This is a genomic window from Sulfitobacter pacificus (assembly GCF_030159975.1).
In the GTDB taxonomy this organism is placed as follows: Bacteria; Pseudomonadota; Alphaproteobacteria; order Rhodobacterales; family Rhodobacteraceae; genus Sulfitobacter; species Sulfitobacter pacificus.
In genome coordinates this window covers 18,975-32,638 of the sequence record NZ_BSNL01000022.1, presented here as the reverse complement: position 1 = coordinate 32,638, position 13,664 = coordinate 18,975, and the positions used below count along the sequence as shown (strand labels likewise).

At 60.7% G+C, this 13,664-nt stretch carries 9 protein-coding genes and 1 pseudogene; 2 read left to right on the top strand and 8 right to left on the bottom strand.

The genetic code is table 11. The features are described from left to right. Positions 1-102 precede the first annotated feature (102 nt). A pseudogene (locus QQL78_RS20770) lies at positions 103-747 on the bottom strand (ArdC family protein); the annotation flags it as partial. 40 nt (positions 748-787) lie between these two features. Beyond that, on the bottom strand, positions 788-1,273 hold the full coding sequence (locus QQL78_RS20765; RefSeq protein WP_089423664.1) for a hypothetical protein: 486 nt from the start codon (positions 1,271-1,273) through the stop codon (positions 788-790). 278 nt (positions 1,274-1,551) lie between these two features. On the opposite strand from QQL78_RS20765, the gene QQL78_RS20760 reads away from it, so the two are divergent. After that, positions 1,552-2,754, top strand: a complete 1,203-nt coding sequence (locus QQL78_RS20760) for a Fic family protein (RefSeq protein WP_284376732.1) — start codon at positions 1,552-1,554, stop codon at positions 2,752-2,754. Between the two features lie 212 nt (positions 2,755-2,966). Here the strand turns inward: QQL78_RS20760 and repC are convergent, their stop codons facing one another. The 4 genes from repC to QQL78_RS20740 all read right to left on the bottom strand — a co-directional run bounded on the left by repC (position 2,967) and on the right by QQL78_RS20740 (position 7,678). Then, positions 2,967-4,022 carry a plasmid replication protein RepC gene (repC, locus tag QQL78_RS20755; protein WP_284376730.1) on the bottom strand — a complete coding sequence of 352 codons (1,056 nt, stop codon included), beginning with the start codon at positions 4,020-4,022 and terminating at the stop codon, positions 2,967-2,969. Between the two features lie 238 nt (positions 4,023-4,260). After that, positions 4,261-5,229 (bottom strand): plasmid partitioning protein RepB, encoded by a 969-nt coding sequence (gene repB, locus QQL78_RS20750; RefSeq protein ID WP_284376728.1) that lies wholly within the window; start codon positions 5,227-5,229, stop codon positions 4,261-4,263. Then, complete coding sequence (gene repA, locus QQL78_RS20745) at positions 5,229-6,428, bottom strand: plasmid partitioning protein RepA (RefSeq protein ID WP_284376726.1); 1,200 nt, start codon at positions 6,426-6,428, stop codon at positions 5,229-5,231. Before repA ends, repB begins: the two co-directional genes overlap by 1 nt. A 341-nt stretch (positions 6,429-6,769) precedes the next feature. Beyond that, entirely contained in the window at positions 6,770-7,678 is a 909-nt protein-coding gene (locus tag QQL78_RS20740; protein WP_284376724.1) for a recombinase family protein, read from the bottom strand. Positions 7,679-7,904: 226 nt separating this feature from the next. Here QQL78_RS20740 and QQL78_RS20735 point away from each other — a divergent pair, with 226 nt between their 5' ends. Next, positions 7,905-8,972: a hypothetical protein gene (locus QQL78_RS20735; protein WP_284376722.1), complete on the top strand. Its 1,068-nt coding sequence runs from the start codon at positions 7,905-7,907 to the stop codon at positions 8,970-8,972. A 292-nt stretch (positions 8,973-9,264) separates the two neighbouring features. Here the strand turns inward: QQL78_RS20735 and QQL78_RS20730 are convergent, their stop codons facing one another. Further along, entirely contained in the window at positions 9,265-12,366 is a 3,102-nt protein-coding gene (locus QQL78_RS20730) for an efflux RND transporter permease subunit (protein ID WP_284376721.1), read from the bottom strand. Further along, the gene (locus tag QQL78_RS20725) at positions 12,363-13,661 is read right to left on the bottom strand and encodes an efflux RND transporter periplasmic adaptor subunit (RefSeq protein WP_284376719.1); all 1,299 of its coding nucleotides are present in this window, start codon (positions 13,659-13,661) and stop codon (positions 12,363-12,365) included. Before QQL78_RS20725 ends, QQL78_RS20730 begins: the two co-directional genes overlap by 4 nt. Positions 13,662-13,664 lie beyond the last annotated feature (3 nt).

Below are 13,664 nucleotides of genomic sequence, written 5' to 3'. Positions count from 1 at the left end.
TGGCGGTTCTGAACTACAGTCTTATGCAGCCGGAAAACGACAAAAACCGCAGGAAACAAGACTTCGCCTGAACAAGCGCGGCATAAACCGGAGCGCGGCATTATGGGCCAGCTCATGGGCCCAGACCCCGTAGAAATTGCGCGGGTCCTGGAACCGCGTGATGGACGGCATGTAGACCTTGTCCACGGGCGGCAAATAGTACGCCTCCGTGCCCGTGAAGACGGTCGTGATGTCGATGGCATCGAAAAACGCCTGCATGTGCGGGATTGGCTCGGACCGCGGATGCTCGGGCACGGGCTCCGGGTCCGGAAAGAAGCTGTCGGGCAAGCCCTCGATCTGGCAGGCATTGAACACGCGGTAGGATTTCTGGAAGCGGAATATACGGGCTTCCTCGGAGTGATCATCCCCGTCGCTGCGGTCATGCTCATATGCGCCCGCGTCTTTCCGGCTTTGACCGTAATAAACGACGACAGAGGACTTCTCGCCCTTGCGGACCTTTGCGTCCAACGCATTGGCTTGCGGCAGCGTCATCCAGAAGGGAGAGCTGTGGCCCGCCATCACGGTCCGCATCGTCAGCAGGAAGTTGTTCACCCCTTGGTAGGGTTCTCCGCCCACGCGCAGGGGACGAGAGCTGCCACCTGCGGTCCATGGCTTGCGCCACGGCAGGACGCCGCGCTCGATGATGCGGATGATTTCGTTTGTGATGACCTCGGAGGCATCGAATTTGGGCGTGCGGGATCGGGCCATGGCTGGCCTCCTTTCGAGTGTTGGTGAGAGGGAATGGTGATCAGGTTGACTGGCGGGGGCGCGGATCGTTGGCGATCCTGGCACCGAGGGCTTCGACCATGTCGATGTAGGTGGTCAGCGAGACGGACCTGCCAGGACCGGAAGGGTCAGGGTCGACCGATCCGTCCCGCGCCACGCACGGCAAGTTCGCGAAGGCGGTGACATCGGTGACGGATCGGATATCGATGAACGGCGTTCCTCGTGCGACCGCGAGGGCGGCCAAGGGAAAGCGCTCGATCGGCGCGAAGGTCGACACTGTGGTCCAACCGAGATGGATGAATGTGCCGCCATCGCCGCAGATCAAATGGGCGTTCGGCAGTGTCTCCGCCTGCCTGAGATAGCCGAGATCACGCAGGACGGTTTCGCGTTCGAGCTGCCGCGCCAATTTCAGCTGGCCAGTTCGGCGCAGCTCCTTGTTTCGCCACCACGAGGCAGCGGTCGCGCGCAACACGCGCAAGACACCTGTTTGCATGGGAATGTCCTTCATCAGGAACGGCAGACCGGAACCCGGCCCGGACCCATCTGAGGGACCCCAAAGGCCCTCATCCGTCAGTCACAAAACCCGAAGGACACTTTCTCTTTTTCCGGCCCCTTTGGGCACACAACAAAACCGAAAAGCCCGGCCCTTCTGCCGAAGCCATTGATTTCATGCAGCAATTCCAGATCGGCAGGCAAGATCGGCAACGCATATCGGCAAAACCTTGCTTGAAAGTACGAAATGTGTTTATTTTTCAATTACTTTGCAAACATGGAAGATCGGCAAAAATGATGGAAACACCCGCCAGGATCGAACCCTGCTTCTTCGAGGAGCATATTCCCACAGAACTGGCAGACCTTTCGGTCGACATCCAGAGGGAAGCCACCGGGCTGGGACAAGGGTTGCATCCTGACAGCGCAGCCGAACTTGCCGATCTCGTCCGTGTGATGAACTGCTACTACTCCAACCTGATCGAAGGACACAACACGCGCCCCCGCGACATCGAAAGGGCGCTGGCTGGCGCCGAGCTTGAGGAAGAAACCCGTCCCCTCGCCCTTGAGGCCCGGGCGCACGTCATCGTTCAACGGGCCATCGACGAGATGCATCGCAAGGGCACCCTGCCCCGCCCCACATCCGTCGAATTCCTGACTTGGGTCCATAAGAGCTTCTACGACGAGATGCCGGATGAGTTTCGGGTCATCGAACATCCCGACGGCACACAAGAGCCCATCGTTCCGGGACGCATGCGCCAGGATGATGATCGGGAAGTTGCGGTCGGGCGCCACCTACCTCCTTCATCGTCGCGCGTCGCGGCATTCATGGATCATTTTGACAAACGGTTTCAGATTGCGGCGCGATCTTCGAGCGGACGGATCATCGCGATCGCGTCTGCACATCACCGGCTGAACTACATCCACCCTTTCCCGGATGGCAACGGGCGCGTCAGCAGACTGATGTCTCATGCCATGGCCCTCACAGCCGGGATCGGCGGCCAAGGGCTCTGGTCCGTATCGCGTGGGTTGGCCCGCGGGCTGACCGATCGGGGTGAGTACAAACGGATGATGGATCTCGCGGATAGTCCCCGACGAGGGGATCGCGACGGGCGCGGCAATCTTTCAGAGGTGGCATTGAAGACGTTCAGCGAATGGTTCCTAAAGGTGACGCTCGACCAGATCACCTTCTCAGCAAGATTGTTCGATCTCGGCGGACTAGACCAACGGTATCGTCGTCTTGTTGCAGATACCATCGATGACAAGCGAGCGCCGGAACTAATCTCGGCGGTTCTTCGGCATGGCGCACTGGAACGAGGCGATGCGCAGATTGTGCTCAAGACGTCCGAGCGTACTGCTCGCAACACGCTGAGTAAACTGACCGCCGCCGGATATCTGACGTCCGCCTCGCCGAAGACGCCAGTTCGGTTGGCGTTTCCGTTGGATTATCGAGAGCGGCTCTTTCCAAACCTCTTTGGAGACGGTGACCTCCCACAATAACTTTAGGCATTTAGGGTGTATTGCCTGGCCGCCGACTTCTTCCATGGGCGGCCAGATTTTCATCAAGGCTTGCTCGTGTGTCACTTGTCCACCGCGGTGGACATCTGCTGGTCTGAGATGAACTGAAGAACCAACACGCGCCGCTAGGTGCGTTTGGAAAGTTTTGGTTGCCACAAGCGCCGCTTCTCGTTCGAAGTCCACCGCGGTGGACATTAGACAGTTCGCTCATTGTTTTCGGACAGTCGCTTGATCAAAGCTAATGGATCAAATTGGTTTTGCCTTTGACCCAGGGTGATACTGTGAAAATACGCTCCAAAATCTCTGATGTGTTTTCCAAGCTGTAGCATGATGAAGATTGCGCATGACGCTTTCTGAGCTCCTACAGCATTCTTGGCTTTCTCGAAAGTCTCTGCGTGAATGCCCATCATGGGTGCAAGTGTTCGAGCATGGTTTTCAATGTCCAACCAGTTTCTAAGTCTCTCTGTGGAGAACGATGTCGCCTGATTGCAGACTGAGGTCAGCAAGTCTGGTTTCAGGGCCTCAAGGCCAATGTTGCTATCTAAATCTTTTTTTTCTTCTTCAGACTTAGATTGATGCCGGACAGTTTGTCCGTCATTGGCGGGCAATTCCATAGTTTCAGGCGGGTCATCCGGGGTAGACAAACTCTGGCATTCTGCATCTGTATTGGCGAGCAGAGCGTGGTATTCGGGGAGGCTCAGCTTCCTGCGTAGAGCTTTCCGTGCGTGGTTGATGAATGCGTTGCTAGGATCGTGCTCTTCCAAATGGGCGAGCTTTGTAAGGATCTGTTTGCGGACAAATATCCGATCTCGCCGGTTATTCTCCATCTCTTGCGCGATGGCTATAAGCTCGCTCGCACGTTGGAGCAGGGGGGTGAGAGACAATCCATAACTGATGCACTCCCCGCCGGATGAGCGAACGCGGTAGCGCTTTCGGTTCGAGCTGTCATTGCGCTTGATGAATCCGAGTTCAACGAAGCGGTTGATGTGCCTCCTGAGTGTCCGTTCGTCGATTCCGCCAACGCGCTGGCAAAGTGAATTGTTGGACGCAAAAACCGTTTCGCCATGGCCAGGTTTCAGAAAACTGAGCATTGCTTGAAGTGTCTGTATGTGGCCAGGACGTAGACCAAACACGCTGCGTGCATCTCTCAGGGCTCTGAAGATGGTCCAGACGTCGGTTTCAGATGGGGGAAATGAGCCGCGGGTTGCATCAGCACCTGCGGCTTCGATCGAGAGTTTTGTAAATGCCATGGCTTGTTCACGACGACCGTTCGGCCCACAACTTCCCCGTCTCTTTCCTCGAATTTTCGCGGAAAAAGGCAAAAAATATCAGTCCACCGAATCGGTGACTCTTGACCGGTATGCTGGAGGTTGCTACATCAAAGATGCTAATCAGATGATGAGGGCTCTCCAGGGGAAACTTTGGGGGGCTCTTTTCTTTCGGGTCTTCGCTTTTCTCCTCTGCTCGTGTTGCTCTGTGTGGCCTGGGTTAGGACCCAGAGCCTCTCTCATTCCGCCACTGTACGAAGAGTTGCAAAAGCGTAGCTTCCGCGTGCTCTTCGAGCCATTGGCCGAATTCTGGATTGTCCTTCTTGGTGACCTTGAGAGCGATCGCCTTCTCATCGATTGTCAGCGTGCCCAATGAACTGCCGTTCTCATCATTGATGACCGAAGTCAGCCCACGATTGGGCGGCTTCTTGTCGCTACGTGCTTTGCTCGAGCAAGCCGAATAGACCGCTTGGAACTTTTCGGAACTAGGAGTGTCGTCGGGCAGGGCGGCGAGCGCCTCTTTGGCGATGTCCACCAAATCTACCTTCACCGATAAGGCAGCCAGATCACTCCACTGTCGCCGTCCGATCCCATGTGCTGGCCCGATGAGTTGAACAAGGCCGTCTGGCAATTGTTCTATGACGACCCTGTGGTTGGACACGCCTTGCCGGGTCAGACCCAGAGCATCCTGGATGACACCGGGTTTGTAGCCGGATTCCTGCATCTCTTTGATAAACAGTGACTTTTCTATGAAAGACGGATCAAGCCTGAGGTTGTTCTCCTGGCCTTGAGCGATCAGAGATGCGTCATCATCCAAGGTCCGAACAATTGCCTTGACCGTTCCACCGACCTTGCGGATCGCCGCAAGCCTGCGGCGGCCGTAGATGATGCGGTATCTGTCCGGTTGGGCAGATGGACGGACCATGATTGGCACTTGTTGGCCATGCTTGGCGATACTCTCGGCCAATTCATCAATGCTGGAATCTTCCAGCACCAACCGATCGCGCAGCCCATCCATATCAATCTGATCGGGCTCGATGTCGCGGATCGAGTTTGCAGTGATCTCGCGCAACGAGTCACGCAATCCGCCGACAGATCCTGGCAGCTTTGCTGCTCTTGGTGGGGTAGGGGAGGCGGCTGCGCTCTCCGTTTCATCCTTTGGAGGCTGGTTGAAGATGTTCCGGGCCATCAGCGACGCCCCCATGCCATTTGGATCGTCTGCTCCAGTTCATCGCCAACGCCGTTCACGCTTGTCAGGGCGCGATCAATTGTCTTTCTGATGAACTGGCTTGGATCGACTTCGTAGACGGTCTGCTGGGTCATCCCCGCGTCGGAGATCGCCGTAGACTTCAGCATCGGCTCTGTCATGACCTGACCTGCCAGAATTGATCTCAGGTAGCCTGCCATTTGGGTCTGCGGACCGTCCGACGGTTCATATCTGGTAATCAAGAACTTGACAAAATCCCATGTGACACGCCGACCGATGGCTTCTTCCACGGCCTTGATCGTTTCTGAAGCAAGCTTCAGGAATTGGCTCATGGATGCGATGTCAAGCATGCCAGGTACCACGGTAACCAAAAGCCCCGTCGAGGCTGCCAGTGCAGTCAGGGTTAGAAACCCAAGCTGAGGCGGGCAGTCGATCAGGACGATGTCGTAGTTTGCCTCAACCTCTTCAAGCGCCAAGGCGAGGCGCTCTGCAAAGATGGGTTGTACGCGGCGGGCGAGTGCGTTTGCGGTCTCAGTTTCGTACTCCGAGAGCATTAAACCTGCTGGAACCATGTCGAGTTTATGGAAGTAGGTCTTTTGGATGACGTTCGAGAGAGGAACTTGGTCCTCATATCTCAAAGCATCATAGATTGTGCCGCCATCGGCGAACTCAAGCTCGGGCCGAAAGCCGAAAAACGTGGTCAAACTTGCTTGCGGATCAAGGTCCAGGACCAGGACGCGGTAACCGCGCAAGGCATACCGTTGTGCAAGATGGATCGTTGCTGTCGTTTTTGATGAACCGCCTTTGAAGTTGACGACGGATATTACCTGAAGGCGGTCGCCTTCACGGCGACCTGGGCGGTAGCTTTCTGCGTTCTTTCCAGTGCGTCCAAGAACATCGCGCAACTCATCAATCTCTTGGGCTGTGTAGAACCGGTGTCCGCGGTTGTCTGTATGCACTTCCGGGAAGCTGCCGTCCTTGTGCCGGTTGCGCAGGTTAGATGTGCTTACGCGCAGGAGGCCGGCGACTTCGGTGGAACTGAAGCGGCGTAGGGACTTTCGTTCTTCGGGTTCGAAAGCGATCTTCATCTGGCGATCCAAAGACTCAGCCAGATTGTCGGCAAATGCTCCGATATCGGAAGAGCCTATGCCTTGCGTGTATCCAATGTTACGATCATCCATGTCCTGCCGCCCACTCTCGGCCTCTGTTGAGGCTCTTAGTCATTCTGACGGTGTACAGCGTGTCTGACGCGTTTTGCCGTCAGAATGGGAATGCCATGATCCAGTGAGTCCGGCAAGAAGAATCTAAATGTAGTGTGAAAGTTATCCACAACACCTATAGGTGTTGTCGTGTAAAAAACTCAGCAAGTCGTTGATATAGATATATTAAATCCAGATCTAACCAAATCGAGCCGCTACTCTGTTGAGTTGGCACATTAGCAGCTAACCCCAAGCAACTAATGGCACTTTCTGCCTCCTGCGGAGTTTTCTCCCGGTGAAATTTTTTGGATTCGGGTCAGAAGCTACATCTGATTTTGGCTCGATTCGTACGGCATGAGGCCAAGTCGTTCCGCCCGCTCCAACAGCATTTTCACCGAAGACGGCTGCCATCTTGTTCGGCCACGAGGCGTGCGTTCGCGCATCGCTTCCAGTCGGGTGCAGATCGCCTGAAGCGTGATGTCGGGATCTGCGCCCTTGATGCCAGCAATAATGGCGGGCAGGCGATCGTCCGTTTCGCGGCGCCCGGCGCGGGCCAGCACCTCGGTAGGCAGGAAGCCGTCGCGGACATAGGCCTTCACAGCCCGCAAGAGACGGCTTTGGGTCCAGCGACGCGCCTCGGGCAAGGGGCCGTTGATGATGCGCACCACGTCTTCCCAGGCCAAGTCGGGGCGCAACCGGCGCACATGGGGCACCCAATCTTGTGCCGTTTCGTTCAGACGCTCCATGTAGCCGTCCTGTCGCGCTAGCCGCACCTTGCGAAGAGCGGCAGGGTCTTTGGCCCGCAGTCCAGGGTTTCCGCCCACGCGGCCCTTTGTGCGCGCGCTGGCGAGGCCGGCCTTGGTGCGCTCCCGGATCAGGGCGCGCTCGAACTCGGCCGCAGCGCCCAAGACCTGCAGCGTGAACTTGCCCTGCGGGGATCCAGTGTCGATCGGGTCCTGGATCGAGCGAAAGAACGCACCCCTGGCCTCCAGCCGCTCGATCACTTCCAGCAGATGCGACAGAGACCGCGCAAGCCGGTCGATCCGCACGACGACCAGCGTATCGCCACTCTGGATGCGTTCGAGCACACGCCCAAGCACCGGCCGCGCGCGATTGCCGCCTGAGGCGTGCTCTTCATAGATTTCGGCGCAACCCGCAGATTTCAGGGCCTGCGACTGGGGCAGGGGGGTTTGATCCTCGGTTGAAACGCGCGCGTAGCCTATCAATGGCATCAAAACAGGTCTTTTGCAGTTTTATCTATCGCTACTAAACGACCGTTTGTAAACGAATGCAAGTAGGCGCTCTCTCGTCGTGCTTGTCCCAAAACCCTTGGTTTCCTTGCGCTGAGCGCGATCTGAGAGGTTCCACCGGCAGTCGCGCGCGCATACTATATAAAGAGCGTCGGCAGCCGCCAAAAAATCACTTGGGTAATGCGCAAAAGAATATTATTTTGCACATATGAAGCCTCAACCGTCTGCATTCACTGATGATTTCGATGACCCCCTCATCACAATCGAGGAGGATGAAGAGGCTCACGACGAGGATCTCTGGTTTCTGCCTGGGCCACTCGAGGAAGAACCGGATGATTTGCCTCCCGGGCCACGGGCAGAACCGCCCGACACGGCTGTCATCGAAGACTGGGCAAAGGCAGAGGGCGTTCACGCTGCGCGACTGGCAAAGGTGGCTGGACGCTTAGGAGCTCTGGATGACCGGCTGCTGCGCGGCCCAGAAGGCTGGCGGCATCGCCTCGCTCTTATCGAGGCAGCGGACCTTAGCTGGTTCGCGGGGGATCGGGTGAGTTCTGATCGTCTGGCGCTCTGGGTATCATTGCGGCTGTCAGGTGCACAGGATGACCGAAACGCGCTGGCAAGAATTGGATGGGCTGTTCGGCGCCTGACAGGCGGTCCCGGACCGAAGGCTGACTTGGCCGCCTTCCTAGATCGTCGCGATCCCGAGAACATCGAAGACAGCGCAGAGCGTTTCGAGGATCGCGCGGGCGGATGGCTGGACGTAATGACAGCCGCGGCCGAGCTCCACCCGATCACGCGGGCTTGCATGGGCTTTCATCTTTGGAGCCTGGCGGGCCTCGGCCAACACGGCGACCAAATCGAAGCCGCCGTCACCGCGTCCAGGATCGCGGCCTGCGACGGAAGCGGCGCCGTCTTCGCGCCGCTGGCTATGGGCGGGGCAGGGGGACTGCGTGTCTCGGGTTTGCCAACCGAACGCTTGGCACGCTGGTTGGATGGGATGAACAGCGCAATTCTGACGGCGATGCGAACACTTGACGATATTGAAGCGTGGACGGGTCGGGCAGAAAACGTCATGGCGCAATTGTCTGGTCGCACGCAGCTTGCCTTGCGAAGAACTTTCTCTCAGTGGCCCTTGGTCTCCGCCCCAATGGCTGAGGCGACGACTGGAGCCAGTCGCGCCGCCGTTCAGCGCAATCTGGCGTGGATGGAGGCAAGCGGTTTGATCTGCGAAGTGACAGGGCAGGGGCGGTATCGCATGTGGAAAGCGACAGTCTGACGGATCGCCCACTGATGGATGGGTGGTATTTTGATTTTCTTTCAAATGTTTAAGTGAGGTCGTGTGCACAAAATGTTCATTGTTAGATCGCACTCTGTCGTGGTGCGTCGCGTGATTTCCAGCCAAGTGTGTTCAGTTACAGGCTATTTGGGATCGCGATCGCCGCTAAATGTCTAGATTGGGACCGGACGAAAAATGCCCGAAAATTGAAGCGGAATGACTGTCCGTTCGACAATTTGCTTAGTGCTCCGCCAGTTCCAATTTTTTTGTCTATTCATGAGGCGGAGTGGGGTCAGCGACCTTCTGGAACGGCAAGATGGCCCTGTTTTCGGGGTCGAACGTCCTCGAGTGCTGCATAGAACGCGGGCAACACCAACAGGATCAGAACCGTTGCGGCGAGCAGGCCGAAGACCACGGAAATCACCAGTGGCTTGAGCGTCTGGGCCTGGGTCGAGGCCTCCAGCAGCAGCGGCGCCATGCCCATGATTGTGGTCGAGACCGAGACGAAGATCGGGCGGAACCGCGACCGCACAGCCTCGCCTGCGGCCAGCGCGGCGGACAGTCCCTCGGCGCGACGGGCGTTGATGACGCCGACCAAGAGGATCGCGTTGTTCACCACGATGCCCGCGAGCGAGGCCGCCCCCACCAGAGACGGCATGGAAATGTTGTAGCCCATCAGGACATGGCCCCAGATCACGCCCAGAAATGCCAGCGGGATGGTGATCATCACAATCAACGGCTCGACATAGCTGCGGAACTGGAAGCTGAGCACGAGGTAGATGCCCACCAGCCCGATGAGGAACCCGCGCAGGATCGAGGCGACGGTTTCCGCGGAATTCGCGGCCTGTCCGCCGATCTCGAAGCCAAGGCCGGGGGTGGAGGCTGCCAGATCGGGCAGGAAGCCCTCGGCCAGCCGTGCGGTAATCGCGTCGGCATTGCCGATGCGGCCGTCCACATCGGCCGAAACGGTCAGGGTGCGCAGACCATTGCGGCGTGTGATCGTGCCCCAGCCGCGCGCCTCGTCAATGGTGGCGATGCTGGAGAGCGGCACGGTGTCGCCACCGGGCAGGGCGACTTCGAAAAGGCTCAGGTCGGCGCGGGTGGTGCGGTCCTCATCGGCCAGCCGCACCTCAAGATCCCATGCCAGATCACCGCGCCGGATTTCCGCAAGCTGCGTGCCGAGGAAAGCCGCGCGAAGTTGGCTTGCCACATCCGTTGCGGTCAGCCCCAGCGCCTCGGCCCCCGGCGACAGGCTCAGCCGCAATTCGGGCGCGCCGGGGCGCAGGTCGAGGATCGCGTTGCGCACACCGGCATAGGTCTCGAGTTCGGCCAGCGTGGCGCGGCCCGCGGCCTCGAGCGAGGCGAGGTCGGGGTGGGTCAGGCGCAACTCGACCGCGATGCCTTGCGGGCCGATGCCCGGCTCGGTCAGGATCAGTGAGTTCACGCCGGGCAGGGCGCCGATTTCTTCGCGCCAGAGTGTGACGATCTCGTCCAGCGTGCTGTTACGCGTCTCGGCGCCCAGAAGGTCCACCGCGACGGTGGCGACATGGGCGCCGGTTTCGCCCGCCGACAGGTTACGGCCCAGACGGGTGATGCGGCGAATAACCAGCGGTTGTGCCTCGGGCTGGTCCGGGGTGAGGCGGGCGTTCACGCGGTCGAGCGCCGCTTCGACCTGTGCCACGGCCTCGGTCGTGCGCGAAAGCGGGGTGCCGGCAGGCAGCATCAGCCGCGCCTCAAGCACGTCGCCGTCGATCTCAGGCATCGCCTCGCGCTTGACCATGCCGCCGCCCAAGGCGCCGACCGTCAGGATCAAGGCCCCGATGGCCAGCCCCGCGACCAGCCAGCGCCAGCGGATCGCGGCATCGGCCAGACGGCCCACACCGCGCTCGCGCAGAGCGTCGAAGCCAGCATCGAAGCGGAGGCGGAACCGAGATGGGGCGGTATCCTTCATCCCGCCTTTCAGATGGTGGGGCAGGATGAGGAAGGCCTCGATCAGCGAGGCCGCCAGCGCGGCCAGCAAGACAACTGGCAGAACCTCGAGCACGGCCCCCAGTTCGCCCGCCAGAAAGGCCAAAGGCAGGAACACGGCGAGGGTCGTAAGAAAGGACGAGATCACTCCGGGCGCCACGGCGGCGACGCCCGTAGCCACGGTTTCGACCGTCGCACCCTTGGCGGCATGCACCGCGATGGAATCCGCGATCACGATGGAATCGTCCATCACGATCCCGATCGCCATCAACAGCGCCACCAGCGTCATCATGTTCAGGCTGAGCCCGGTCAGCGCCATCCAGACAAATGCGCCCGCAAAGGCCACGGGCAGCCCCATCGCGGCCCAGATCGCGAAACCGGGGCGGAAGAAGAGGCTCATCACCACGACGACCAGCACAAGGCCGATCACGCCGTTCTGCACCAGCATCACCAGCCGGTCGCGGATGATGGAGGTCACGTCCTGCACCACCTCGACTGTGATCGTTTCTGGCAGGCGGGCGCGTTCCTCGGCCACCAGCGCCGCGACGTCGTCCAGCACGCGCAGCGCGTCGGCATCAAGTGCCTTCGCCACGTCGATCACGATGGCAGGCACCCCGTCGACAAAGGCGCGGTCTTGCGGCGGCTCGAAGCGTTCCTCGATCACCGCCACGTCGTCCAGCGTCAGCGTCGCGCCATTCGGCAGCACCAGCACGGGGATCATGGCCAGCGCCGTCGCCGTGTCGCGTTCGGCGGTGAAACGCAGGGTCAGGTCCGCGCCTGCCCCTTCGAGCGTGCCTGCGGGCAGGTCGATGTTCTGCGCGGCGATGGCGGCGGCCAATGTGGCAGGTGTCAGGCCGTGGCTGTCGAGCACCGCGCGCGGCGCGGTGATGGACAGCGTCCGGGCGCCGAGGCCCCCGCGCGTCACGCGAGCAACACCCGGCAGGGCGATCAGGCGGTCCGACAAGGCGTCCGCATAAAGGTCCAGTTCGCCCAGCGGCAGATCGCCCGAGATAGCCACCGAGGTGACCGGATCGGAGCGGTGCAACTCGCGCACCACCGCAGGATCGGCACGGTCAGGAAAGCTGTCGATGGCCGAAACCTCGGTGCGCAGAGAATTCACGAAACGCAGCGCGTCATTGCCCGGCGCCATGGTCGCCACGGCGCGGGCGCGGCCGGTTTGCGCGGTGCAGGTGAAGGTCTCCAGCCCCTCGACACCCTGCACCCCGTCCCACAGCGGCGCGCAGATCGCGCCTTCGACATCCTCGGCGGCAGCGCCCCGGTAGGGCACGGTGATCTCGGCCTCGACAGCGCGGAAATCCGGGAAGGTTTCGCGCAAGAGACCCGGCGCGGCAAAGGCCCCGGCGGCGAGGAACAGCAAAAGCAGCAGGTTGCCCGCCGTCGGGTGGCCGGTGAACCAGCGGATCATCGCGCGGCCTCGACCGGGATCAGGGTCATGCCGGGAATGGCCGGGGCGATGTCGTCGATCACCACGCGGTCGCCGGGGGCGAGCCCATCGGTGATGATGACCGAGCCGTCTTGTGCAAAACCGGCGGTGACGGGCCGCAACTCCAGCCTGTTATCGGCGCTTGCGATACGCACCATGCCCCCATGCAGTGCCGCTTCGGGGATTGCGATGAGGCCTGACATAGAAGCGCCCGAAAAGGCAATCTGCACCTGCATGTTGGGCACCAGCGGCAGGCGCCGGGGCGGGTACGCGCCCTCATAGGGGTCGTCAACGCTGACGACGACCGGCACGGTGCGCGCACGGGCATCCAGCGCGCCTTCGATCCGGACAACGCGGGCGGTCCAGATTTGGGTCGGGTCCGACAGCGGGCTGAGCGTCACCTCGATTTGCGTGGCTGGCAGGTCGCGCATCATGTCGGCAAGGGTGATGCCTTCAGGCGCATCTCCCAGCAGGCGGCGAAAGCTGTCGATTGGCAGATGGGCCACGACTTCGGCCGCTGCGATCCCGTCGGCACGGATCACCACCTGACCGGGGCTGACGGTCTGAAACAGCTCCGCATTTACCTCGGTCACACGCATGCCGAACGGCGTCGTCAGGGTTGTGCGGTCGAGCGCGCGGCGCGCGCGGTCGATGGCGGCCTCGCTGCGCGCGACCTGTGCCGCGATCCGTGCCTCGCGGGACGGGATAAGAGCCATCGCATTTTCGAGTTCCGCGACCGTGCGGCGGGCCAGAAGCGTGGCACGCTCGGCCTCATCGACGCGCGATTGCGGGGCCGTACCCTGTTGGGCCAGGGTCCGCGTGCGAGCCAGTTCGGCCTCGGCCAGCGCCAATCTCGCGCGTTCCAGATCGAGGATGCGGCCCGTGTTTTCCGCCTCGGCGGTCAGCTGCGCGCTTTCGGCGTCCAGCGCTGCAAGGTCGGCCTGCGACTGCGCCAACGCGAGCTCGTAGTCGGCAGGGTCGATCCGCAGCACCTCGGTTCCCGCCGGGATCAGGCGGCCGGGTTCCAGGTTGGAGTGGCGCCAGATCACTTCGCCTTGCACTTCGGCCACGGCGACCCAGGTGTCGGCCGCCCGCAGGTTGCCCCACGCCGTGGCGGTCGGGCGTAGGTCTGCTGCCGCGACCGTCATCACGCGGACCGGCAGGGCGGGTCCGCTGCCCTCGATCTGGGCCGGTCCGGGTGCCGACGATATCATCCAGACCGCCGCGGCAATGCCGAGCGCGATAGGCGGCAGGGCGAGGAGAGGGGCGAGTCTCATGGG